Raw genomic sequence first — 25,000 nt, forward strand, 5'->3', positions numbered from 1 at the left:
TTATGCAATTATTTTACAATCCTGATATCGACGAATCTACAGAACGCTTTTCTTTTGACAAGGAAGAAAGCCGTCATATTATAAAAGTTTTACGCAAAAAAGATTCCGATATTCTACACGTAACCAATGGTTTGGGCTTGTTGTTTGAAACCCAAATTACTTTAGCATCAGACAATAAATGCATAGTAGAAGTTATTTCGATCCAAAAATCGCCTGCTCCAAAATTCAGACTGCATTTAGCAGTTGCACCAACCAAAATGAATGATCGTTTTGAATGGTTTTTGGAAAAAGCCACAGAAATAGGAATTCAGGAAATTACTCCTATTTTTTGTGATCGTTCAGAAAGAAAAGTAATTAATCCGGAGCGTTTTGAAAAGATTATTTTATCGGCAATGAAACAATCCAACGAAACCTATCTACCTAAATTAAATGAAGCCATTTCGTTTAAAGAATTCATCAAACAAAAAAACGAAGGCCTGCAATTAATAGCACATTGTGAAGAAACCGATAAAAAATCTTTAAAAGAGGTTTTAAAGCCCAATGAAAGTGTGACCTTACTTATTGGACCGGAAGGAGACTTTTCTGAAAAAGAAATTGCACTGGCTTTAGAACACAAATTCCAGCCCGTTACTTTAGGAAATACCCGATTGCGAACGGAGACTGCTGCAATTGTAGCCTGCCATAGTGTTGTTTTTTTTAATGAAAATTAAACCCGGTATTGTTAAACTGTTTAATCGTTTATTTGTTTTGCTGTTTAACCGAAAATTTGAAATTGTTTAAATTTACCGCTTATAGTTGTCCCCATAACTCATAACTCATAACTCATAACTCATAACTCATACCCCATAACTCACATCCCACGACTTAAATGATATGAAAAAAATATTTCTATTATTACTAATGGTTTCAATCTCTTCCTTTTCACAGGAGATTGCGTTGTTAAAATATAGCGGTGGCGGTGATTGGTATGCCAATCCAACATCCTTACCTAATTTAATTAAGTTTTGCAATGCTAACATCAATACGAGAATAAAAGCAAAACCATCAACAGTTGAACCGAGTAATCCGGATCTGCTCTCTTATCCCTTTGTTCATATGACGGGACATGGAAATGTTGTTTTTAGCGATGCTGATGTAAGTAATCTTAGAAATTATTTAAATGGTGGTGGTTTTCTGCATATTGACGACAACTACGGAATGGATCAATACATCCGAAAAGAGATTAAAAAAATATTTCCAAACAATAACTTAATCGAAATTCCTGCCAATCATCCCATATTTCAAAAACCTTTCCCGTTTCCAAATGGTCTGCCAAAAATCCACGAACATGACGGAACACGCGCTCAGGCCTTTGGTATCTTTATCGAAAACAAATTGGTATTACTCTATACATATGAATGTGACTTAGGAGACGGCTGGGAAGATCCTGAAGTTCATAATGATCCTGTCGCGGTTAGAGATAAAGCTCTTAAAATGGGAGCTAACATTATCAATTATATTTTTACCAATTAAATTTTAGAAAGTGCAGCTTACTCACGAAGAAAATCAATTTGAAAGAAAAACATTTCCGATAACATTAGTTTGTGATCACATTTATTTTCAGCAAAATATTGGTTCTCTTTTTAGAATCAGTGAGGCATTTGGAGTGGAAAATATCATTTTTTTAGGAAAAGATATTCCGTTAACTCCCCGAAAAATAAATAAAACTTCACGAAGTACCCATCTTCATGTAGCCCACACCATCATTGAAGAAACAGCTGACCTGGCTGACTATCTGCTTCAAAATAATTTCGAGATTATTGCTTTAGAGATCGCAAGCAACAGCAAACCACTAAGAGAAGTTCTTATTCCTGAAAATCAAAAAATTGCACTTCTAATTGGAAGTGAGATTAACGGAATCTCTGAAGAGCTTTTAAAAATTTCAAACCAAATTGTCCACATCAATATGTGTGGAAAGAACAGCAGTATGAATGTTGTGCAAGCGGCAAGTATTGCACTTTATGAAATTACTTCTTTTTAATTTTTTTCACCTTTTAAATTGTAAGTATACAACTTACTTTGATGCTAGCTTTTGTTGTTTCTTCGGGATTTACTCCAAATGAAGAAACAACAGGAATTATTGTCCAAAATGTAAGACAACTGTCGTATGGAATCTCATGGCTAATTTGACCAAAATTACCATTAATTTAACAGTTATTCTTACGTATAAATACTTACTAAAATTTCACTTTGTAATATTTGTCAAAAAAATCTTCCATAAACGATGAAAATCGACACAATAACATTCTCAAAAACAGCATTGTACGAATTTACTTCTTAATTATTATTGCGATTTTTTTGTAAGAACTAGATTATACAAGGGATTGTAAAATTCTCACAAATAATATTATCTGTTTTTTTTGTTACAATAATTTTTTTGTTATAAAATTGCATTATAATTAACCAAAACAAATTTTTTATAACAAAAACCCAAGTTATTATGAAAAAAATCATTGTTACTGCATTTACAGCATTAGTGCTGTTTTCTTGCCAAAACGACCAATCAGAATCTGCGGATTCAAAAGTTGAAGCTATTGCACATCGCGGATGCGCAAGTCAGGAAGTTTTAGAAGCTCAACTGAAAGCTGATCCAACCTTAGCAATCAGAATGAACGAAATCAATGCATTTACCGAAAATGCCATCTTGACAAAACGTCTTGTAAACGGTAAAATTGAAATTCCGGTCGTAGTTAATGTTCTTTACAGAACTGCAGCAGAAAACATTTCTAATGCGCAAATTCAAACACAAATTGATGTCTTAAATAAAGATTTCAATGCCTTAAATTCAGATTACAATAGTGTACCAGCTCTTTTTTCTGGTGTAAAAGCAAATGTTGGAATTACATTCGTTTTAGATCAGGTAATTAGAAAATCGACTACCAAAACTTCATGGGGAACAAATGACGCCATGAAAAAAACAGCTCAGGGTGGTATTGCACCAACTTCACCAACTACAAAACTTAACTTTTGGTCTTGCACAATTGGTGGTGGAATCTTAGGTTATGCTCAATTTCCTGGAGGAGCTTCTGCTACAGACGGTGTTGTAGTTGACCCTAAATATGTTGGTCTTTCCGGAGCTTCAAATGCACCGTTTAACTTAGGAAGAACAGCTACTCACGAAGTAGGCCACTGGATGAACTTACGTCACATCTGGGGAGATGCAACTTGTGGAAGCGATTTAGTATCAGATACTCCTACACACAACACAGCAAACTATGGTGTACCAGCTTATCCTCACTATAGCACTTGTTCAGGAACTCCTGTTGAAATGACGATGAACTACATGGATTACGTTGATGACAACGCAATGTATATGTTCTCTCAAGGACAAAAAAGCAGAATGGCTGCGATATTTGTTACCGGAGGTCCAAGAGCTTCTTTTGGAATCTAATACAAAACAAGTATAAAAGACAAACTGAAAAGCGGGATGGCAACATCCCGCTTTTTTTTGTTTACTATAAAATTTCAAAAGCTTTTTCCTATATTTATCATCTAAAATCGAATCATGATAACATCGAAAACAATATCTAACGGAATTTTAAGAGCTCTAACAACAATCCTAATTGTCGCAGCTGTCCTATATTTTCTATACCAAATTCAGACCGTAATTGTCTATCTGTGCATTTCGCTGTTATTGTGTTTAATTGCCAATCCGTTAATCCAATTTTTAAAGAATAAACTAAAGTTCAGTAATTCACTGGCCGCCACTACAGCGCTAATCTTATTCATACTTGCAATTGTTGGTTTTATTTTATTGTTTGTACCATTAATCATTTCGCAAGCCAACAATTTATCATTACTCGATACTCAAACTCTGCAACAGCAATTTCTCGAAACAGAACGCAGTATTGAAAATTACTTTAATATACAGCATCTGGATCTCAATAAGGTTTTAAAAGAATCCAAAATCACATCCATAATCGATTTCAGTTACTTTACTGGTTTCCTGAATTCAATTATAGGCTTCATGGCCAATATGGGAATGGGATTGGTATCTGTATTTTTTATTACCTTTTTCTTTATCAAAGATCAGGATGCCTTTAAAGTTAGTGCCCGAAAAATTCTTCCTGACACCAATGAAGACAAAATCTTAAATTCAATAACCAAAATAAACCATTTTCTGACCCGCTATTTTGTTGGGCTTTTACTGCAGTTAACGGTTGTATTCATCCTGTATTTAATTGTTTTAATGATTTTTGGAAATAAAAATGCCTTTGTTATTGCTTTTTTATGTGCCATTTTGAATATTATTCCCTACATAGGACCAATTATAGGAACCATACTGGCAGGGCTTTTAACCATGATTAGTATGATCGGAAGTGATTTTCAATCTGAAATACTACCTAAAACAATCTATGTGCTTATAGGTTTTCTGTTGGTTCAGGCTATTGATAACAACATCAGTCAGCCCATAATCTCATCAAAAAGCGTAAATTCGCACCCGTTAGAAATATTCCTGATTACTTTAATCAGTGGAATTACTTTTGGAATTGTTGGGATGATTATTGCTATTCCGGCCTTTACTATGGTGAAAGTAATTTTAAAGGAATTTTTTCCTGACAACAAAATTGTCTCTGTATTAACCGAAAGAATTTAACATTGAATACTGCTATTTTAGCCCCAAACATTCAGGAATTCATAACTCAAAATAGTGGTGTCCCGATTACAAAATTAGCGCTTCAGAAAAACCCATTTCCTGAAATAGACTGGATTGTAATTTTAAATCAGATAGAAGCAAAATCGAAAGCAAAAGACAAGTTGCCTACCTGGTTTGCTGCCGAAAATATTATTTATCCCTCTAAAATATCGGTTGAACAAACTTCATCCGAAAGAACTGCCGCTTATAAAGCAACTTTACTTTCCGGAGAGAGTTTAATTGATCTTACTGGAGGTTTTGGAGTCGATGATTACTATTTCTCTCAAAAATTCAAAAACATAGCGCATTGCGAAATCAATAAAGATTTATCGGAAATTGTAAAACATAATTTCAAACAGCTTAAAGTCGAAAACTGTACTTTTTATGCTGATGATTCTACTTCAGTTTTAAATCAATCCAATAAAAAATGGGATTGGATTTATATTGATCCGTCCCGCAGAAACGACGCTAAAGGTAAAGTTTTTATGCTGAAAGACTGCTTACCCAATGTTCCTGATTTGCTAAATTTTTACTTTGAGAAAACAGATTCCATACTGATAAAAACAGCTCCGTTATTAGATCTTTCTGCAGGATTATCCGAACTACAGTTTGTTAAAAACATACATGTTATTGCCCTTGAAAACGAAGTAAAAGAATTGCTTTTTGAGATTCGTAAAAATTATTCCGGCGCAATCACTATAAAAACGGCCAATATTCTAAAAGATAAAATCGATACTTTTGATTTTATTTTAGGAAATGAAATTAATCTTCCTTCTTACGAGCTTCCTCAAAAATACGTTTACGAGCCCAACTCGTCTATTATGAAATCAGGAGGATTCGATGAAGTAAGTACTATTTTTAAGATCAACAAACTTCATAAACATTCCCATCTCTATACCTCAGAAGCTTTAATCGAGTTTCCGGGACGACGTTTTGAAATCGAAAAAACAATCTCCTACAGTAAGAATGAGATGAAAATTGAACTTGCCAATCAGCAGGCCAATATCACAACGCGAAACTTTCCGGACACAGTAGAAAACATTCGAAAAAAATGGAAAATAAAAAACGGCGGAAATTTATATTGTTTTTTTACAACGGATAAAAATGATAACAAAATAGTTTTAATTTGCAGAAAAATAACTTAAAAATGAAACAACTAATTACACTAACCTTTTTTTTACTAACCTTTACCGCCTTTGCACAAAAACCATGTGAATACAGTGCGAATGTAACTGACTCCCTTGGGACTTATAAAGTAACAAACGACTACATGGTCAGCGAAAAATACTTTGGAGGCACTTTTAATTATGTCTTTTTCGCGCTCGCACAAACTGACGGTCTACCGACCTTAAATTTACAACTTATCCAAAAAAGTAAAGATTTTATAAAAGCCAACTGCTTTGATAAAAATTCAAAAGTTTTTTTACAATTAGAAAACGGAAAAATCGTAACATTAATTCATATCGACAAAGAAAGTTGTGGTACACTTATTCATGATGAAAAAGGATTTGACAATCGTATCAATACCGGTATTTTTATGTTCATGAAAGAAGGTTTTGAAGAGCTCAAAAAATCCCCTATTTCAATTATGCGAATAAAGTATCTGACTAATATAGAAGATTACATTGTAAAAAGAGAATTAACCTCTGAACTGAATGGTAAAGTTTACCATCCGAATACTTACTTCATGGAAAACATAAGATGTGTTGAATAATTAATCGCATTTCCACTTTTGGTTCGAGACTTTATCCTTTAGACCTGTCTTTAAATTATAATGCCACCACTCCGAATCAAAAGAATTGAATCCGTTTTTGATCATCACTCTTTTTAAATATTTTCGATTTGCTTTGACTGACACTGGAAATTTTTTATAATTATGACTGGCCTCAATGCCAAAAAAATCAAAATTAGTACCCATTTCCAGCTCCTCTCCCTTCGCATTTACTAAAGTTATATCAACGGCTCCTCCTTTGTTATGGATGGAGCCTTTTTTTGGATCTGCCACATACTCCGGATTCGATACAATCTCCCACATCTTTTTCTGAATCGATAAAGGCCTGTAACAATCGAAAAGTTTTATCTTACACCCATCTTTCATAAAATCTTTATTCGCCGCTATCAGCGCTTTTACCGTTTTATAACGCAACAAACATTCGGCACAATCATAGACTTTAGCCTTCAAAAAATTATCTTCTGTAGCATATTTCATATCATAAACGAAATCACTACTGTAATCTTTTAAATTCACAAAAGTGGTGTCGGCAATTTCTTCGTTATCCTCAGATGAATAGGATTCATTTTGAGCATTTGAAGAAAGTCCATAAAAGAAAAGTCCAAACAGAAAAAATAAAGTATGAGCGGAAGAAGAACTTAATTTCATGATAAATATATATTGAAAGAAGTAAATATAAACAAATCCACGTAAGCTAATCCAATCAAACTTCTAAATCTAACCTGTCTGCATGATATTTTCCTTTGCTCCCTTGCCTTTTAGCTCTCTAAAAACTAACCAGACAGCATGATAAGACGGGCGTTGCTATTTTTCCAGAACAGATATTGCCCGAAATTCTTATAACAAAATTCAACAAAATCATAAATCATTATTAATTAATTATTTACACTCTTTTTTCTTCAATATAAAAAAATGTCCGTCTTCTATTTATTCGATTAACTCAACTATTAACCTTTGGGGCGGTAAAAAAACATATTGGAAAGCTTAAAATTCTTATATTTACTTTTTACCTAGCCGAATAACACTATGGACACAATCGATTCCCCCTGTTATGCTAGTTCATAATAAGCAGTCAAGATGGAGAAATATACAGCAGAAACCACACCCTTAACACTAGACGGACATCTAACATGGGATAGTAAACTAAAAAAAGCCGATTTATTACCGGATCCCCAATCCCGTTTAGATTCTGTTTACATGAAAGAAAGACCCCTTTCTGATTCCAGCATCCCATTTAGAGATCAAACAGATGTTTCCAGTAAGAAAAAAAGCATTAGCCAACTTATCGATAAACTCGATGTCGAAACCAATATTAGATATCAAAGGACAGTAGAAGATACCTACTGTAATGTTTACTCTTATGATTATTGCTATTTCAGCGGCGTTTATCTCCCAACTGTTTGGTGGACTGAAGAAGCACTCGAAAAAATAGTGCAAGGAAAGGAAGTGGAAGCTGTTTTTGAGCAAACCGTTGAACGCATTTACTCCAGTGCTATACACGATTGGTTTCTAAAATGGGGTCCTCAATTTGGCTGGGAAAGAATGTTTACTCCCGATGAAATTCAAAACAAAGTAAATACCAATGGTGGAATAGGAATAATTTGTGCTAAAAGAAGAGAAAAAGGACTATCTGGTCATATCGTTCCCGTTGTTCCCGAAACAAATTTAAATCTGGCCTATCGAGAGAATGGCGTAGTCCTATATCCCCTGCAATCACAGGCAGGAAAGCTTAATTATAATTATTTTTCAGAAGTTAGAAAAGACTGGTGGAATGACGAATTATACTCCTCCTACGTATTTTATTACCATGAATAAATAAAAAGAATACCTTCAATTCTCCGCATAACCAAACATTACTGATTTACAACCTTTTAACGGTTTGGAAATAACATAATAAAGAACTACTTTCGCAACCTGAAAAAAACAGAAATCGCAAGAGTTGTAATTCGGCTATACGCTTACTTAAACAATTGATAAAAAGATAATTAACAAGAATAATAATTTTATACCCTCATTATAAAATTATTTAATCAATTTTTCAATCGATACAAGTACACAACTTCCCAGACTACTATTAATTCATACCATTTTACAAACAAAACAAAGCTTTTTTAAGAGATGCAAGCCATTAGGTCTTATCTGTTAAAAGATCTTACGACTCAGAATTTCAGTAGATGAACTTCTTAGTTTAGCATAAAAATAAACACTTTAAAACAACCTTAAAAAAGAAAATTAGTATAAATGAAAGACAATCAGACAAAAAAATATTTTTGGGGAATTGGATTAGAAAACGAAACCTACATGCAATTTGAAGAATCCCTAATAGTTTCTGGTGAATTTATACAAAAAAAAATTGGGTTTGAAAAATACAGCATTGACTATCGAAAATGCTACAAACCAGAAAGTTTGGCACCTGTACTTAAAAAAGCTTTTGACACAAACGAGAGCTATAAAGTGAGCAGAATGATGAACAGTCATTCGCTGGAAAAACTGGATATAAACTATCAGCACAAAACATTATCCCCCGTAAAATCATTGGTTCCTACTGCCGAATCCGCTGAAGCAAATACACAACCACTTGAAAATCCGGAATATCTTGGAAAATCCATTATGGAACTTTTCCTTGAAGATCAACCATACAATATTCAAAGCATGATTACCCAAAGAAACAAAACGATGGGATCTGTTCATTTCGATGGTGATTCTATAGAATTTGTAACTAAATATTTTGAAAATCGAACAATAGCTGATTCATGCAAAGAATTAAAGGCAACCAAAAAGTTATTTCTTGATAAAATTAATGACTCAGCAATACTTAATGGTAAATTAAATTTTCCGGATTACAACAATGGCCTTAACATGTTCATGACCAACCAGGAAAATCTTGTTTTGTTTAATAACGGAACATATCATTTTCACATTACTTTACCCTCGCTAACAAAAGACAGCCGTATTCTCGATTATAGTGATTTTAATAAAACACATGCCAATGCTATTTATTTATTGCAATGGTTCGAGCCTTTTTTTATCGCCACCCTTGGAAGTCCTGATATTATGGGAGTGATAAGCAACACCTATAGTTTGGACAAGAAATTTACTCTAGGTTCTATGAGAAATGCCATGTCACGCTACATCGGTGTAGGAACTTTTAATAAAGCAATGCCTAAAGGCAAAATTCTAACCTATAAAGTGGATGACTTTAGAAAATTGCTAAAATTCAAAAAAGAAGATAATATTTGGTGGCGCGACCAGATTGAGACAGAAATGGAGTACGAATTACTTTCTGAAGTGGGTCTGGATTTTAATCAGGAGAAAATGTACCAAAGCGGTTTTGAATTCAGAAGTTTTGACGAATTTCCGGCAGAATACTTAAATGATGTTCTTTTTTCGATTATTCTAATTTGCGAACATTCCTTAAATCTACCTGACGTTCAATGGGGACACGATAGTAAGGTTTGGAACAATTTAGTATTCAAAACCTTAAAAACTGGCTACCTGACCGAAATCACTGAGACTGAAAAAGACACAATCCTAACCTTATTGCAATTACTAAATCCATCAGATAGTAATTATAATGAACTAAAATCCGAATTTGAAGGCATTGTTATACTGGATCAGTTTTTCTTTAAGATTTTGGCTGTTTTACACGATAAATATAAAGACAATAACGTCTGCTTGGATCTTATGTACGGAAAAAAAACAAGTTCACCTCCGAAATGGAATAACTTTAATAAATATCAAACCGAAAAACATCTGCAACAAATAGGAGTGTTTATTGAGAATTAAAAGAAGCATTCTTAAAATACTATCAAACTTTATACAACTTTAGCTTTTGTATAAAGTTTGATTTTTTTTTTAGCTACAAGATTCGATATGTTAGTCAACAATTACTGATTTCATAAAAGAATACTCTTCAAAACCTTTAGCTATTCTATTTCCAAACAAAGTAGGATCATTCATCCTAGCTAAACCCTTTTTTACTTCTCCTGGTCTATTCTCGATTCGATTATTGCCAGTGGCTTAATCTGGTGAGATTAGCACTGTCGCGATCTCTTGTTATTCTCTACTAGATTTACTTTATTACAATGGCTGAACCCATTGCTAATGTTTATCTCCACTTAGCTTAGTTTTTCAAAATTACCAACTTTTAAACCTGATCCATTTTTTGTATCAATCCGGAACTATGTAGTTGAAACTGATATAAACAAAAAAACCACTCGATTTGAGTAGCTTTTTGCGAACGCACAAGCATTCGAATTAACATAAACCCTTAAAAAAAGGGTAAAATTCATTTAAAATCTTTTAATTAAATCGATATTTTAGCAGTTTTGCTTAAAAAATTAATCCTCTGCTTTCTTCAAATTGTCATCCGGAATTCGATCAATCAAATAATTGTAGGGATCAATACCAGCTTCAAAAGGTTTCTCTTTAGTCCTAAAAACATAAACATTGTCTTTTTTTGTTATTTTCAATCTTTTGTAAACCAAAACTTTTCCTAAACCAGAATCATTTTTTGGTTCTGCAAAAACGGCAATATCAATATAATCCGCAACCGGTACCTGAGTTTCTTTTCCAAGTGCATCCGATCTTAATTTTTCTGAAGACGTTTTTAAAGTGATTTCGTACTCAGCCCCTACTTTTTTATACTTGGCTTCAAGCATTCGATTCGAAAATAAGGTAATGTTTTCGAACATATCCGAAATTAAATATTGCAAACTATCGGGAGTTACTTTTCGCAATTCACTTACGGCATCTATCGAAGTTGGGAACGGCGGGTTTTTATAAGCATAAGCATCAACCAAATTTTTCAGCGCTTGATTTACTTTTTTCTCCCCAATCATTTCTTTTAAATAATACATAACGACACTTGCTTTTTGATAGTGAATGTATTGTTGATGCTCGGTTTTCATCAAAGGCTGTTCTCCTTCAAGTTCAGAGCTTCGACCGCTTAAATAACGATCCATTTCATACTTCAGGAACTTTTTCATTTTGTCTTTCCCATATTCTTTTTCCATAACCATCAAGGCAGAATATTGTGCGAAACCTTCGCTAAACATTTCACTTCCCTGCATATTGGCTCCGCAAACCTGATGTGCCCAATACTGATGCCCCATTTCGTGTGCCGTGACATAATAAACCTGATCGATATCATCTTTATTTACTTCGCGTAAATCCACAATAAAACCGATCCCCTCACTAAAAGGCATAGTACCCGGGAAAGCTTGTGCAAAACTTTGATATCTTGGAAACTCGATAATTCTGCATTGTTTATGGTAGTAAGGCCCAAAGTTCTTCGTATAGTATTCTAATGATTTTTGCATGCTTTTGAGCATATTCGGAACGTTATAGGCATGCTCCTTATCATAATAAACTTCCAAATCAACGCCATTCCATTTTTTGCGCACTACTTCATATTTTGCAGAAATAAAGGAATAAAAATTCAATGATTTTTGATCCAATTTATAAGTGAAATACTTTCTTCCGTTGGCTTCCCAGGTTTTTAATAATGATCCCGGAGCAATAGCCGTTTGATCTGGTGATGTGCTTATCGTAGTATTCACTTCAACCCAATCCGAATCATTTCCGAGGTAGGTGTTGGCTCTGGCCGAAAGATTTCCCTCATCCAGTTTTGGCATTCTGTCTCTCTTCGGCAATTTCAGTTTGATTCGTTTGTTTTTATCTGAAATCTCCACGTCACTATTATATCCGAAAGAAGGTAAAATATCTGAATTATTGAAAAAGGTTCCGTTTTGTGTCAGTTGTGTAAAACTAACTTCGTTTTCGAATCCTTTTGTCCATTTCTTTACATCGATGTTAATCCTAATGGAATCATTTGGCAATAAAGGTTTATCTAATTCATAAATCTGATACTCTAAACGGGAATCTTTTAGCTTCAATTTTGCTCTGGCAATACTAATTTTTAAACTATCAGATAATTGTGGCAACGTAAAATGGAGCTCTCGTATCGATACATTAGATTTGTTTTTTGCCCAAGCTTCTATTTTTGCAGTCATGTTCCGTTGTTCGGGCATGAGGTCAATCGTGTAATTGAATTTATAAAAACGTGGCTGTACCAAATTTTCAAATTTTTTATACTTTTTCTCATACTCCACTTGTTTGTTCTCCTGCTCTTTTGAAGAATCGTAAGTGTTTAAAACTTTGGTATTGTAATAAACAAAACTACCGCAAAGTCCAAATGCAATCAAACTAATGGCTATCGAAATCTTATTTTTTCTAAGCTGTACTTTTGCATTTACCCATCTGTATTTAAATTGCTGCTCTTTACCACGAATGTAAAATGCCGTAATGACAAAACACAAGATCAAACAAAACAATATCCAATATATGTTGAACCAAATGGTAGAGGAAACAAAAGGTCCAAACCCATTCATGTCCGAGTAAGTAATGGCTGGTGTGTTACCAAAATTCAACATATTGGTATTGATTTCGAGCAATCCCCAGATGAAATTATTAACGATAACAAAAGTGACGAAAGCAAAATAAGCGATATAGCGGTTATTGATTAAATAATGAAATAACAGAGAGATTACCGCCATAAAAGAATAACTCAGCAAAGACACCAACATTATTGATTTAAAATAAACATCCAATTTGTAATTGTAATACCCATGAGCTGTTTGTGAAATAATCCCAACAACTATTGTTAAGCCAAAAACAATGGCTAAAGCAATAATAAGAGCTACCAATTTGGAGGAGAATAAAGTACCCGTTCTGATGGGGGTTGCATCCTGAATTTCATTGATTTTGGCATCGCGTTCTTTCCACACTAAAACACCGGTATAAAAAGTAATAAATCCAATCATAAAAATACCAAAGGCACCTCTTATAGTGTCGATTACATCATAAGTAACAGGATACTGAGCAATTCCGTAACGGCCTGTAAAACTCGTAAGACTTGCAATCAGATTAATCATTCCAATGGAAATAATGATAATAAAAGTCGGATTTTTGATAATGGATTTAGTTTCAAATTTTACCAAATTCCAAAAGGTACTTATCGAAAAAACATCGGCTTTTGTTGTTTCAAATACCTTATTTGAAACAACAAAAGGAGCTTCAGATACTTTTGTTGTTTTACTTTCTTTACTTTTTTCTTTTTTAGCATTAAAAGAAAATTTAAAATAAACTGCCACTAAAATAATCAAACTTACTCCTATCCAGAGCAAACGGTTGGTTAATAAATCGCCATGCAAGGAGACTGCGTTTAAGTTTTTTTCAGCAACAGTGGCATATTTGGTCATAATCTTAAACGGACGAAGCCCAAAAGGATCGAGCAAATTGGCTAACCATTCTTTATGAATATCTTTAGTAAATCCGGAAGAGACTACATAAAATACCAAAATAAGCATAGCCCCTATGAAGGATACAATATTGCTTCTAAAAATAATCGCTAAAGCAAATAGTAATACACCTGAAATAATGACATTTGGAATTCCGAAAACCAAAAGACCTTGCAAGTGTCCGGACCAAATGATTTCGCCAAACCTTTCCGCCGGACACATATTAAAAATGGGAGCTAATATTGGGGCAATCAGGGCACCGAGAGAAATACCCAGTAAAGGAATTACCGAAACAATCGATGCTCCAATAAATTTTCCGAAATAATAGTCCCTCTTTTTGATCGGGGAGGAAAATATAAATTGATACATTCCACTTTGAAAATCACGGTTAGCCGTGGCATTCATAAAAGCTGTGGTCATCAATAAACAAATCACTGAAAGTATGCCGTAGAATTGTTCTACTACAAAAGGTGCATTTTTGTGTATGTTACCAATGCTTTCGCCAATGGTAACCTGCTCTGATCCTACCGCGAAAAAAACGATCAGGGTATTAATGAATAAAAAGATCCATATCATTGGTGTTTGCAACCAATATTTTAATTCATATCGTATAAATTTCCACATAATTTTTTGTTTAAAAAGGGATAAAAGATTGACGTTTTTCAATACTGAGGGGCTACCAGACTAACTTTCTATAATCCTGGTAGTCCACCATTTTTTTCTTAAACTAATTCGTTTAATTTCGCGAAAAACACATCTTCGAGATTTTCCTCTGCCGGACTGAATCCGTTGTTCAAATGTGTATTCGAAAAAACGTGAATCAAAGGTTGTCCGCCAACTAATTTATTCGAAATGACTTTGTAGTCTTTTTGGTATTCAGGTAATTCCAGTTTGGTTACTTTTTTCTCCCAAACTTTACTTTTCACTTGCAATAAAGCATCATCAGTATTCCCGCTAAATAAAACTCTTCCTTGGTTCATTATCGCCATTTCTGTGCAAAGTTCACGAACATCCTGAACAATATGAGTAGAAAGGATAACCACAGTATTTTCACCAATTTCACTCAAGATATTATAAAAACGATTTCTCTCGCCAGGATCCAATCCTGCAGTAGGCTCATCTACAATAACCAACTGTGGATTACCTATTAAACATTGTGCAATCCCAAAACGCTGGCGCATCCCTCCACTGTAACTGCTCACAGCATTTTTTCGATGTTCCCACAGATTGACTTTGACCAGTAATTGTTCTATGATTTGTTTACGATCAGACTTTTTATCAAATCCTTTCAGCAACGCTAAATGATCCAGAAGTTCCACCGCTGAAGTTCTTGGATATACGCCAAATTCCTGTGGCAAATAACCCAGAACTTTACGAACCGCTTCTTTGTTGTTCAGTACGTCAATGTCTCCAAGAGTAACTGAACCGCTGTCAACATCCTGCAAAGTAGCCAGTGTTCGCATTAAAGAAGATTTTCCTGCTCCATTTGGTCCAAGTAACCCAAACATTCCTTTTTTAATATGAAGTGACACATCATTCAGTGCATGCACGCCATTACTGTACTTTTTGTCCAGGTTTTTAATGATTAATTCCATTGGTAAATTTATTTTTTTGGTTGATAATAAACACGTAAGACGTTAGTTAGATTCATTTGTTACAGTTTTGATGCAAGATTCATTTTTGGTTTGGAATAATCCCAGTTTTATTTCCCTCACAATGATTTACCCTTCTCGGAACCTTGCAATTCGCAACAAATATAATTTAACAAGAATTCACCTGTAATTAATTGTAATAATTGAAGCATCTGATGTAATAAATGAAGGGCATGATGCAATAAATGCTTGTACATTTTTGATCTGCTCTCTCCTACCGAGCTATATCCCTAAAATCCATACAAAATAAAAAGCCACTCCAATTAAGTAAACATGCCCCAAAAAGCTAGACACTATTTGGAGCATGTTCAAATTGAGTGGCTTTTTGTGAACGCAGAAGGATTCGAACCTTCAACCGTCCCGATAAAATCGGGATGCACTATCCGGCTCAGCTATCCACGAAAACTATATAAAACAAAAAAACCACTCGATTAGAGTGGCTTTTTGTGAACGCAGAAGGATTTGAACCTTCGACCGTCCCGATAAAAATCGGGATACACTATCCGCCTGAGCTATTCACGAAAACTATATAAAACAAAAAAACCACTCGATTAGAGTGGCTTTTTGTGAACGCAGAAGGATTCGAACCTTCGACCGTCCCGATAAAAATCGGGATGCACTATCCGGCTCAGCTATCCACGAAAACTATATAAAACAAAAAAACCACTCGATTAGAGTGGCTTTTTGTGAACGCAGAAGGATTCGAACCTTCGACCGTCCCGATAAAAAACCGGGACGCACTATCCGGCTGAGCTATCCACGAAAACTATATAAAACAAAAAAAAACACTCGGTTAGAGTGGCTTTTTGCTTAATCCCCAACTTTTGAACCTGATCCGATTTTTTCTTGTTCAGATTATCTAATCTTTTTGCTTAATCCCCAACTTTTGAACCTGATCCCTTTTGAACCTGATCCGCTTTTTGCTTAATCCCCAACTTTTGAGCCTGATCCCAACTTTTGAACCTGATCCATGCACTATCCGGCTGAGCTATCCACGAAAACTATATAAAACAAAAAAACCACCCGATTAGAGTGGCTTTTTGTGAACGCAGAAGGATTCGAACCTTCGACCGCCTGCTTAGAAGGCAGGTGCTCTATCCAGCTGAGCTATGCGTCCAATATTTTACAACTTTAACCGTTGTTTTTTCTTTGAGAACAACTTGAGCTCTCTTTTATTCGAAAAAAAACTTCAACTAGTACAACCAGTTGAAGTTTATTTAGTACTCAGAGCGGGACTTGAACCCGCACGAACATTGCTGTTCACTGGATTTTAAGTCCAGCGTGTCTACCAATTTCACCATCCGAGCATTATGTGGTACCTCCAGGGATCGAACCAGGGACACATGGATTTTCAGTCCATTGCTCTACCATCTGAGCTAAGGTACCTTTTTTATTTAAATTTTCATTTAAACAAAATTAGAATAAAAAACCCCGTTTTATTACGAACAGGGTTTTCAAAGAAAGGCGACGACATACTCTCCCACATAACTGCAGTACCATCTGCGCAGGCGGGCTTAACTTCTCTGTTCGGGATGGGAAGAGGTGAGCCCCGCCGCAATAACCACCTTAAGGTCATTAGTAATTAGTTATTAGCCCTTAGTAATTAGTCCCTAGACTCTTTACTAGCCACTCTTCACTAGTCACTTTCCGCGTGCGGACAATATTTTAACATACTGAGATAAAGAAACAAATAAGACTTCACTCAGCTCTGAGCTGGAGTCGAAGAGAGAAAGTTTCCTCCCTCCGATTGCTCGGAGGGAAAAGGGTGTACATAAGCTTACGGATTATTAGTACTACTCGACTATGACATTACTGCCTTTACATCTATAGCCTATCAACGTGGTCATCTTCCACGATCCTTAAAAGAAATCTCATCTTGTGGTGGGTTTCGCGCTTATATGCTTTCAGCGCTTATCCCTTCCAAACGTAGCTACTCTGCGGTGCCCCTGGCGGGACAACAGATACACTAGAGGTTTGTCCAATTCGGTCCTCTCGTACTAGAATCAGATCCACTCAAATTTCTAACGCCCACAGTAGATAGAGACCGAACTGTCTCACGACGTTCTGAACCCAGCTCGCGTGCCACTTTAATGGGCGAACAGCCCAACCCTTGGGACCTTCTCCAGCCCCAGGATGTGACGAGCCGACATCGAGGTGCCAAACCCCCCCGTCGATATGAGCTCTTGGGGGAGATCAGCCTGTTATCCCCGGCGTACCTTTTATCCTTTGAGCGATGGCCCTTCCATGCGGAACCACCGGATCACTATGCTCTACTTTCGTACCTGATCGACCTGTATGTCTCTCAGTCAAGCTCCCTTATGCCATTGCACTCTACGCACGGTTACCAAGCGTACTGAGGGAACCTTTAGAAGCCTCCGTTACTCTTTTGGAGGCGACCACCCCAGTCAAACTACCCACCAAGCACTGTCCTCTTCATCGAAGAGTTAGGCCTCAGATAAACAAAGGGTTGTATTTCAACAATGACTCCACAACGCCTGGCGACGCCACTTCACAGTCTCCAACCTATCCTACACATCATTTATCCAAGGTCAATACTAAGCTATAGTAAAGGTGCACAGGGTCTTTTCGTCCCACTGCGGGTAAACGGCATCTTCACCGTTACTACAATTTCACCGAGCTCATGGCTGAGACAGTGTCCAGATCGTTACACCATTCGTGCAGGTCGGAACTTACCCGACAAGGAATTTCGCTACCTTAGGACCGTTATAGTTACGGCCGCCGTTTACTGGGGCTTCAATTCAATGCTTCTCCGAAGATAACATCTCCTCTTAACCTTCCAGCACCGGGCAGGTGTCAGGCCCTATACTTCATCTTACGATTTTGCAGAGCCCTGTGTTTTTGATAAACAGTCGCCTGGACCTCTTCACTGCGGCCCCGATTACTCGGGGCGACCCTTCTCCCGAAGTTACGGGTCTATTTTGCCTAATTCCTTAGCCATGAATCTCTCGAGCACCTTAGGATTCTCTCCTCAACTACCTGTGTCGGTTTACGGTACTGGTACTAATTACCTGAAGTTTAGAGGTTTTTCTTGGAAGCCCTTAGGCGCACTATCTCTTTGTCCGAAGACTCCGAGTACTATCGTATTTCACCATTCTCTACGGATTTGCCTATAGAGAATATAGCTAGGTACTTCAACGAACTATTCCGTCAGTTCGCGGCGCTTTCATCACTCCGTCACCCCATCACAGTAATTAGTAGTACGGGAATATTAACCCGTTGGCCATCGACTGTCCCTTTCGGGTTCGCCTTAGGACCAGACTAACCCACAGCTGATTAGCATAGCTGTGGAAACCTTAGTTTTTCGGTGTGCGGGTTTCTCGCCCGCATTATCGTTACTTATGCCTACATTTTCTTTTCTAACCAGTCCAGCATACCTTACGATACACCTTCAACCCTGTTAGAATGCTCCCCTACCACTTTGTATTACTACAAAATCCATAGCTTCGGTAATATGCTTATGCCCGATTATTATCCATGCTCGTCCGCTCGACTAGTGAGCTGTTACGCACTCTTTAAATGAATGGCTGCTTCCAAGCCAACATCCTAGCTGTCTGGGCAGACAAACCTCGTTCTTTCAACTTAGCATATATTTGGGGACCTTAGCTGATGGTCTGGGTTCTTTCCCTCTCGGACTTGGACCTTAGCACCCAAGCCCTCACTGTTATCAATCATTATATAGCATTCGGAGTTTGTCAGGAATTGGTAGGCGGTGAAGCCCCCGCATCCAATCAGTAGCTCTACCTCTATATAACTAAAATAACGCTGCACCTAAATGCATTTCGGGGAGTACGAGCTATTTCCGAGTTTGATTGGCCTTTCACCCCTACCCACAGGTCATCCGAAGACTTTTCAACGTCAACCGGTTCGGACCTCCACACTGTGTTACCAGCGCTTCATCCTGCCCATGGGTAGATCACACGGTTTCGCGTCTAACACTACTGACTAAAGCGCCCTATTCAGACTCGCTTTCGCTACGGATCCGTGACTTAATCACTTAACCTTGCCAGCAACGTTAACTCGTAGGCTCATTATGCAAAAGGCACGCCGTCACCCCACTAAAGGGCTCCGACCGCTTGTAAGCGTATGGTTTCAGGATCTATTTCACTCCGTTATTCACGGTTCTTTTCACCTTTCCCTCACGGTACTGGTTCACTATCGGTCTCTCAGGAGTATTTAGCCTTAGCGGATGGTCCCGCCAAATTCAGACAGGGTTTCACGTGCCCCGCCCTACTCAGGATACCACTATCTATTATACTTGTTACCCATACGAGGCTATCACTCTCTATGGCTCGACTTTCCAGTCGATTCTGGTTCCTTGTACATAAAATGTCGTGGTCCTACAACCCCAACAATGCCGTAACATCATTGGTTTGGGCTAATCCGCGTTCGCTCGCCACTACTTACGGAATCACTTTTGTTTTCTTCTCCTCCGCCTACTTAGATGTTTCAGTTCAGCGGGTTTGCCCACCTATCGGTGTACTATGTCTTCAACATAGTGGGTTGCCCCATTCGGATATCTACGGATCAATCGATGTGTGCTCGTCCCCGTAGCTTTTCGCAGCTTATCACGTCCTTCTTCGCCTCTGAGAGCCTAGGCATCCCCCATACGCCCTTATTTTGCTTATTGTACCAATCTTGCTATAAAACAAGACCGTTTTTCTTTGTCTTTTGTTACGAATAACAAAAAACGCTTTCTACTTTCTTATTATTTTCTTATCTCAATATGTCAATGAACTTTGTTTCGCTTTAGGCTTTAAGCAATACGCTTTAAGCTTTTTAGCTTACGGCCTACAGCTTATAGCTTATAGCCCTTAGTGGAGAATAACGGAGTCGAACCGTTGACCTCCTGCGTGCAAGGCAGGCGCTCTAGCCAGCTGAGCTAATCCCCCATTTTTTAGTTGTCAGTTAACAGTTCTCAGTTAACAGTACTTAAAACGGTCACTCAACCTCTAAAATTTCCTTTTAAATTAAACTTACAGTCTTTTTAGTTATTAATTATCAATTGTTAATTATCAATTGTCAATTGTTTTAAAAAGTAGTCCCGGGCAGACTCGAACTGCCGACCCCTACATTATCAGTGTAGTACTCTAACCAGCTGAGCTACGAGACTCTGTTTTTACTTAATTCTTTTCATTTTTTTAAATTAACAGCAAGAGTAATACAATCTCCAATTCAGAGACCCATAAATAATCATCTTTTTTCCTTAACGTGCACTAGGCTAACATTAAGGCTCTAGAAAGGAGGTGTTCCAGCCGCACCTTCCGGTACGGCTACCTTGTTACGACTTAGCCCTAGTTACCAGTTTTACCCTAGGCAGCTCCTTGCGGTCACCGACTTCAGGCACCCCCAGCTTCCATGGCTTGACGGGCGGTGTGTACAAGGCCCGGGAACGTATTCACCGGATCATGGCTGATATCCGATTACTAGCGATTCCAGCTTCACGGAGTCGAGTTGCAGACTCCGATCCGAACTGTGACCGGTTTTATAGATTCGCTCCTGGTCACCCAGTGGCTGCTCTCTGTACCGGCCATTGTAGCACGTGTGTAGCCCAAGGCGTAAGGGCCGTGATGATTTGACGTCATCCCCACCTTCCTCACAGTTTGCACTGGCAGTCTTGTTAGAGTTCCCGACTTCACTCGCTGGCAACTAACAACAGGGGTTGCGCTCGTTATAGGACTTAACCTGACACCTCACGGCACGAGCTGACGACAACCATGCAGCACCTTGTAATTTGTCTTGCGAAAGATCTGTTTCCAAACCGGTCAAACTACATTTAAGCCTTGGTAAGGTTCCTCGCGTATCATCGAATTAAACCACATGCTCCACCGCTTGTGCGGGCCCCCGTCAATTCCTTTGAGTTTCATTCTTGCGAACGTACTCCCCAGGTGGGATACTTATCACTTTCGCTTAGCCACTGAAATTGCTTCCAACAGCTAGTATCCATCGTTTACGGCGTGGACTACCAGGGTATCTAATCCTGTTCGCTACCCACGCTTTCGTCCATCAGCGTCAATCCATTAGTAGTAACCTGCCTTCGCAATTGGTATTCCATGTAATCTCTAAGCATTTCACCGCTACACTACATATTCTAGTTACTTCCTAATAATTCAAGTTTAGCAGTATCAATGGCCGTTCCACCGTTGAGCGATGGGCTTTCACCACTGACTTACTAAACCGCCTACGGACCCTTTAAACCCAATGATTCCGGATAACGCTTGGATCCTCCGTATTACCGCGGCTGCTGGCACGGAGTTAGCCGATCCTTATTCTTACGATACCGTCAAGTCCCGACACGTCGGGGTGTTTCTTCTCGTACAAAAGCAGTTTACAATCCATAGGACCGTCATCCTGCACGCGGCATGGCTGGATCAGGCTTGCGCCCATTGTCCAATATTCCTCACTGCTGCCTCCCGTAGGAGTCTGGTCCGTGTCTCAGTACCAGTGTGGGGGATCTCCCTCTCAGGACCCCTACCCATCGTAGCCTTGGTAAGCCGTTACCTTACCAACTAGCTAATGGGACGCATGCTCATCTTTTACCGTTGTGACTTTAATAGTGATCTCATGCGAGACTGCTATGCTATGAGGTATTAATCCAAATTTCTCTGGGCTATCCCTCTGTAAAAGGTAGATTGCATACGCGTTACGCACCCGTGCGCCGGTCTCTACATCCGAAGACATATACCCCTCGACTTGCATGTGTTAAGCCTGCCGCTAGCGTTCATCCTGAGCCAGGATCAAACTCTTCATCGTATATTTTAATATTATATTGCGATGAATATCTATCGGTTCTTTTCGAATCTTACGATTCTATTACTCTTATTCTTTTGTTCCGATTTTCATCGAAACGGCTGTCAATTCAATATGTCTACGAACGTGTTCTTTTTATTGTTTCGCTTATCTCTCAAAGCGGATGCAAAAGTAGAAAACTTATTTCTAATCGGCAAGAGTTTTTTGAAGTTTTTTTTTTAGAAAATTTCTTTTCATTTTTAACTTCCCTCCTTACCAATCTTTCAATGAACTTCCCATGTTTTGCGGGGTGCAAATGTAATACCCGTTTTCGAATCTCGCAAGCTTTTTCGAATCTTTTTTTGAAAATTTCTTTTCGCCTTAACTCCTTTGCTTGTCAGTATTTCGGTGAACGTTTATCGCTGTTGCGGGTGCAAAAGTAGTCACTTTATCCGCTTTCACAAGCTTTTTCTAAACTTATTTTTAATCTTTTTTAAAACTTCTTCTTAACAGTCTGATAACACCTCTTTTACAAATTAAACTATTTTCAGGTTTGAAAGATTTTTCTTCTCTCAAATGAAACTCTTAGATACAAAGCCCCATTTTTACTGGGTTTTTACTAATCTCGCAATGACGCAAAGGCGCGAAGTTTTTGTTTTATGACCGATCTTTCCTTTGAAAACCCATCCCCTAGCCCCGATAGCAGTGGATAAAGGCTTCGACTTCGCTCAGCCGGACAAAATAACTCTTTACATTATAGTATAGAATCTCAAATACCAAGCTTCAACTTCGCTCAGCCGGACAGAAACTACTTTTCTTGCATTTTCGCTCAGCTGGACAGAATCACTCTTTATATATAGTATAGAATCTCGAATACCAAGCTTCGACTTCGCTCAGCTGGACAAAATCACTCCTTATATTATAGTATAGAATTCCAAACACCAAGCTTCGACTTCGCTCAGCTGGACAAAAACCACTCTTATATATAGGAACAAAAAACAAACCCTACAGATTTTAAAACCTGTAGGGTTGTTACTCTATATAAGCAGGTATTTAATTTAAACGATCAATAATTTCTTTTGTAATAAGAGTACATGCAAAATCATCTGGCTGACATGAAAAACATTGTTCTGCGAGTATCATTGTTTTTGCAAATAAAGATAATCAGTAGTAGTACTGACATCACGCAATCGAACTTGAGAATTATTAAACTCAAACAACTTCCAGTTTCGATTCAATTTATTTAGTGGCTCTGAATTAAACTCTATTTTAACTTCTCTAACCCCATTTTGCAATGTGCTTTCCCATTGTCCAGTTTGTGATGCCGCTCCTTTAGTAGCCACTACAGATTTGTCACTTTTAAAAACAAATGAATAACCTGTATAAGAGGGCGTCTTTTCTGAATCATCAAAAAAATATGGTATCTCCCAACTCCCCTTTGTTATGGTTTGCACAAAATCGAGTGTTACAAGATTATTTTCAGGAGCATTGTCAATGGCATATTTTATTGCATTCTCGAACTCTAAATTATTCGCAATTGATTTTGTTTGATTATTATAATCTGCTATCGAAATGGGATATCTTAATGAGATATACTGACTGCTATTCAAATTTTTTATAAAATTGAAGAAAGCCTGATCACTAATAATAGAAACAGAACTTGCAATTTGATTTGAACTGTTATAGCTATTAATCGTTATGGGATAATTAATGTTTAGTCCATTAATTTTAGACAACAAATCAGGGTTAAGATTCCAATAGTCGATTAAAGCTTTGAAGTCAGATTCAGCTGGTATGTTTTTTTCAATGTAATTATAATATACCATTTTTACAGGAAAATCTATTTTAACAATATCATCATCATATGCATTTGCATTTATATTGTCTGTGACTTTTTTATAATCGGCAGTGGAATTTATAGCAATTTTTACATTGTTAACCGTAACGGTATATGGCAACCTAATGGTACAATAACTCGATCCGTCGATCACATTATCCTGAACTGTTTGTACCATTGCAACCCTTTGCAGATAAGTAGCAAGTGGCGAAACATTTGTGACTGTTCCTTGTGCCGTATCGTCTTTCTCGTCTGTTTCGCTCTGACAAGACAATAAGAACAAGAGGACCACTATAGATAAATATTTTTTTAAAGGGAACATACTTATATTTTTACAAAGGTAACAAAAATTCAGAATTTGTTTTCTAATAAATCCTCGTCAGGGACTTCCATTTCATTTTATAAAACATTAATTATCAACAGAAATCAATATTTCCTGTTTGTATAAAACAATCAGCTTTGCTTTTACCCTACTTAAACCAAAAACAAATACTTTTGCAAGGTAACAACTGAAAAACGAAATGCCACAAAAAAACCAATCCAATACTTGCGACGAAATGATCTTTTCGAATTTTTTTAAAAGTCACATAAAGGCACTTCGCAATTTTCTTTTTTACAAATTTGGCAATATCGATCAAGCAGAAGATTTAGCCCAGGAGGCATTTGTAAAACTTTGGCAAAACTGCGCTTCGGTACCGCTGGAAAAAGCAAAATCATACCTCTATACGATTGCCAATAATAGCAGTCTCAACGCAATTGCACATCAAAAAGTTGTTTTGAGATATGAGAAAAACTTCAGCGGCTTAGATAAAACAAATGAAAATCCGGAATATATTCTGGAAGAGAAACAATTTCAAGCTAAACTTTTGAAAGCCATTGAAAATTTAAACGAAAAACAACGTATCGCTTTTCTGATGCATCGAATTGACGGAAAAAAATACAGCGAAATTGCCATAGCGTTAGATATTAGCATAAAGGCAGTTGAAAAACGTATTCATCTAGCTTTGTTAAGCTTACGCAAAGAAATTGATTTATAGAAGTAGGGTAAATTTAGAT

At 37.1% G+C, this 25,000-nt stretch carries 14 protein-coding genes, 7 tRNA genes and 3 rRNA genes; 10 read left to right on the forward strand and 14 right to left on the reverse strand.

The genetic code is table 11. From position 1 onward, the window contains the following. Positions 1 to 2 precede the first annotated feature (2 nt). The 7 genes from LNQ34_RS00305 (at position 3) to LNQ34_RS00335 (ending at position 6,389) form a co-directional block, all read left to right on the forward strand. A complete protein-coding gene (locus tag LNQ34_RS00305) occupies positions 3 to 710 on the forward strand; it encodes a 16S rRNA (uracil(1498)-N(3))-methyltransferase (protein ID WP_229998298.1) in 708 nt (235 codons plus the stop codon). Between the two features lie 163 nt (positions 711 to 873). After that, a complete protein-coding gene (locus tag LNQ34_RS00310) occupies positions 874 to 1,512 on the forward strand; it encodes a DUF4159 domain-containing protein (RefSeq protein ID WP_229998299.1) in 639 nt (212 codons plus the stop codon). Between the two features lie 10 nt (positions 1,513 to 1,522). Further along, the gene (locus LNQ34_RS00315) at positions 1,523 to 2,020 is read left to right on the forward strand and encodes a TrmH family RNA methyltransferase (RefSeq protein ID WP_229998300.1); all 498 of its coding nucleotides are present in this window, start codon (positions 1,523 to 1,525) and stop codon (positions 2,018 to 2,020) included. A gap of 459 nt (positions 2,021 to 2,479) precedes the next feature. Continuing rightward, a complete protein-coding gene (locus tag LNQ34_RS00320) occupies positions 2,480 to 3,430 on the forward strand; it encodes a zinc metalloprotease (protein WP_229998301.1) in 951 nt (316 codons plus the stop codon). Positions 3,431 to 3,544: 114 nt separating this feature from the next. Beyond that, entirely contained in the window at positions 3,545 to 4,636 is a 1,092-nt protein-coding gene (locus LNQ34_RS00325; protein ID WP_202703987.1) for an AI-2E family transporter, read from the forward strand. A 2-nt stretch (positions 4,637 to 4,638) separates the two neighbouring features. Further along, positions 4,639 to 5,820, forward strand: coding sequence for a THUMP-like domain-containing protein (locus tag LNQ34_RS00330; protein WP_229998302.1), 1,182 nt, complete (start codon positions 4,639 to 4,641; stop codon positions 5,818 to 5,820). Between the two features lie 2 nt (positions 5,821 to 5,822). Then, positions 5,823 to 6,389: a hypothetical protein gene (locus tag LNQ34_RS00335; protein ID WP_202703985.1), complete on the forward strand. Its 567-nt coding sequence runs from the start codon at positions 5,823 to 5,825 to the stop codon at positions 6,387 to 6,389. On the opposite strand, the gene LNQ34_RS00340 is transcribed toward LNQ34_RS00335, so the two are convergent. Then, positions 6,390 to 7,055 (reverse strand): M15 family metallopeptidase, encoded by a 666-nt coding sequence (locus tag LNQ34_RS00340; protein WP_202703984.1) that lies wholly within the window; start codon positions 7,053 to 7,055, stop codon positions 6,390 to 6,392. 429 nt (positions 7,056 to 7,484) lie between these two features. Between LNQ34_RS00340 and LNQ34_RS00345 the strand changes: the two genes are divergently transcribed. Together LNQ34_RS00345 and LNQ34_RS00350 are read left to right on the forward strand one after the other, a co-directional pair. Then, positions 7,485 to 8,222 carry a hypothetical protein gene (locus LNQ34_RS00345; protein WP_202703983.1) on the forward strand — a complete coding sequence of 246 codons (738 nt, stop codon included), beginning with the start codon at positions 7,485 to 7,487 and terminating at the stop codon, positions 8,220 to 8,222. A 426-nt stretch (positions 8,223 to 8,648) separates the two neighbouring features. After that, positions 8,649 to 10,193, forward strand: a complete 1,545-nt coding sequence (locus LNQ34_RS00350) for a hypothetical protein (RefSeq protein WP_229998303.1) — start codon at positions 8,649 to 8,651, stop codon at positions 10,191 to 10,193. Between the two features lie 554 nt (positions 10,194 to 10,747). Here the strand turns inward: LNQ34_RS00350 and LNQ34_RS00355 are convergent. The 13 genes from LNQ34_RS00355 to LNQ34_RS00415 form a co-directional block, all read right to left on the reverse strand. Then, positions 10,748 to 14,332 (reverse strand): ABC transporter permease/M1 family aminopeptidase, encoded by a 3,585-nt coding sequence (locus tag LNQ34_RS00355; RefSeq protein ID WP_229998304.1) that lies wholly within the window; start codon positions 14,330 to 14,332, stop codon positions 10,748 to 10,750. A gap of 98 nt (positions 14,333 to 14,430) precedes the next feature. Further along, on the reverse strand, positions 14,431 to 15,303 hold the full coding sequence (locus LNQ34_RS00360; RefSeq protein ID WP_229998305.1) for an ABC transporter ATP-binding protein: 873 nt from the start codon (positions 15,301 to 15,303) through the stop codon (positions 14,431 to 14,433). 385 nt (positions 15,304 to 15,688) lie between these two features. Then, positions 15,689 to 15,758: transfer RNA gene (locus LNQ34_RS00365), tRNA-Lys, on the reverse strand. Positions 15,759 to 15,807: 49 nt separating this feature from the next. After that, positions 15,808 to 15,878, reverse strand: a tRNA-Lys gene (locus LNQ34_RS00370). Between the two features lie 525 nt (positions 15,879 to 16,403). Continuing rightward, positions 16,404 to 16,477 (reverse strand) — tRNA-Arg (locus LNQ34_RS00375). 104 nt (positions 16,478 to 16,581) lie between these two features. Next, positions 16,582 to 16,667, reverse strand: a tRNA-Leu gene (locus tag LNQ34_RS00380). A 6-nt stretch (positions 16,668 to 16,673) separates the two neighbouring features. After that, positions 16,674 to 16,746 (reverse strand) — tRNA-Phe (locus LNQ34_RS00385). 73 nt (positions 16,747 to 16,819) lie between these two features. Further along, positions 16,820 to 16,929: ribosomal RNA gene (gene rrf / locus LNQ34_RS00390) — 5S ribosomal RNA — on the reverse strand. 198 nt (positions 16,930 to 17,127) lie between these two features. Next, positions 17,128 to 20,008 (reverse strand): 23S ribosomal RNA (locus tag LNQ34_RS00395). A gap of 188 nt (positions 20,009 to 20,196) precedes the next feature. Further along, positions 20,197 to 20,270: transfer RNA gene (locus LNQ34_RS00400), tRNA-Ala, on the reverse strand. A 147-nt stretch (positions 20,271 to 20,417) separates the two neighbouring features. Further along, positions 20,418 to 20,491, reverse strand: a tRNA-Ile gene (locus tag LNQ34_RS00405). 126 nt (positions 20,492 to 20,617) lie between these two features. Next, positions 20,618 to 22,131, reverse strand: a 16S ribosomal RNA gene (locus tag LNQ34_RS00410). Together the 16S, 23S and 5S rRNA genes with 5 tRNA genes alongside form the textbook arrangement of a ribosomal RNA operon. Positions 22,132 to 23,246: 1,115 nt before the next feature. Then, a complete protein-coding gene (locus LNQ34_RS00415) occupies positions 23,247 to 24,266 on the reverse strand; it encodes a hypothetical protein (RefSeq protein ID WP_229998306.1) in 1,020 nt (339 codons plus the stop codon). Between the two features lie 199 nt (positions 24,267 to 24,465). On the opposite strand from LNQ34_RS00415, the gene LNQ34_RS00420 reads away from it, so the two are divergent. Next, positions 24,466 to 24,981, forward strand: coding sequence for an RNA polymerase sigma factor (locus LNQ34_RS00420; RefSeq protein WP_229998307.1), 516 nt, complete (start codon positions 24,466 to 24,468; stop codon positions 24,979 to 24,981). Positions 24,982 to 25,000 lie beyond the last annotated feature (19 nt).

Source organism: Flavobacterium lipolyticum (assembly GCF_020905335.1).
GTDB lineage: Bacteria > Bacteroidota > Bacteroidia > Flavobacteriales > Flavobacteriaceae > Flavobacterium > Flavobacterium lipolyticum.

What these genes read in the sequence shown, in the direction of transcription:
- LNQ34_RS00305 (WP_229998298.1), top strand. Translation starts at nt 3, where the DNA reads ATGCAATTATTTTACAATCCTGATATCGACGAATCTACAGAACGCTTT.
- LNQ34_RS00310 (WP_229998299.1), top strand. Translation starts at nt 874, where the DNA reads ATGAAAAAAATATTTCTATTATTACTAATGGTTTCAATCTCTTCCTTT.
- LNQ34_RS00320 (WP_229998301.1), top strand. Translation starts at nt 2,480, where the DNA reads ATGAAAAAAATCATTGTTACTGCATTTACAGCATTAGTGCTGTTTTCT.
- LNQ34_RS00325 (WP_202703987.1), top strand. Translation starts at nt 3,545, where the DNA reads ATGATAACATCGAAAACAATATCTAACGGAATTTTAAGAGCTCTAACA.
- LNQ34_RS00335 (WP_202703985.1), top strand. Translation starts at nt 5,823, where the DNA reads ATGAAACAACTAATTACACTAACCTTTTTTTTACTAACCTTTACCGCC.
- LNQ34_RS00340 (WP_202703984.1), bottom strand. Translation starts at nt 7,055, where the DNA reads ATGAAATTAAGTTCTTCTTCCGCTCATACTTTATTTTTTCTGTTTGGA.
- LNQ34_RS00345 (WP_202703983.1), top strand. Translation starts at nt 7,485, where the DNA reads ATGGAGAAATATACAGCAGAAACCACACCCTTAACACTAGACGGACAT.
- LNQ34_RS00350 (WP_229998303.1), top strand. Translation starts at nt 8,649, where the DNA reads ATGAAAGACAATCAGACAAAAAAATATTTTTGGGGAATTGGATTAGAA.
- LNQ34_RS00355 (WP_229998304.1), bottom strand. Translation starts at nt 14,332, where the DNA reads ATGTGGAAATTTATACGATATGAATTAAAATATTGGTTGCAAACACCA.
- LNQ34_RS00360 (WP_229998305.1), bottom strand. Translation starts at nt 15,303, where the DNA reads ATGGAATTAATCATTAAAAACCTGGACAAAAAGTACAGTAATGGCGTG.
- LNQ34_RS00415 (WP_229998306.1), bottom strand. Translation starts at nt 24,266, where the DNA reads ATGTTCCCTTTAAAAAAATATTTATCTATAGTGGTCCTCTTGTTCTTA.
- LNQ34_RS00420 (WP_229998307.1), top strand. Translation starts at nt 24,466, where the DNA reads ATGCCACAAAAAAACCAATCCAATACTTGCGACGAAATGATCTTTTCG.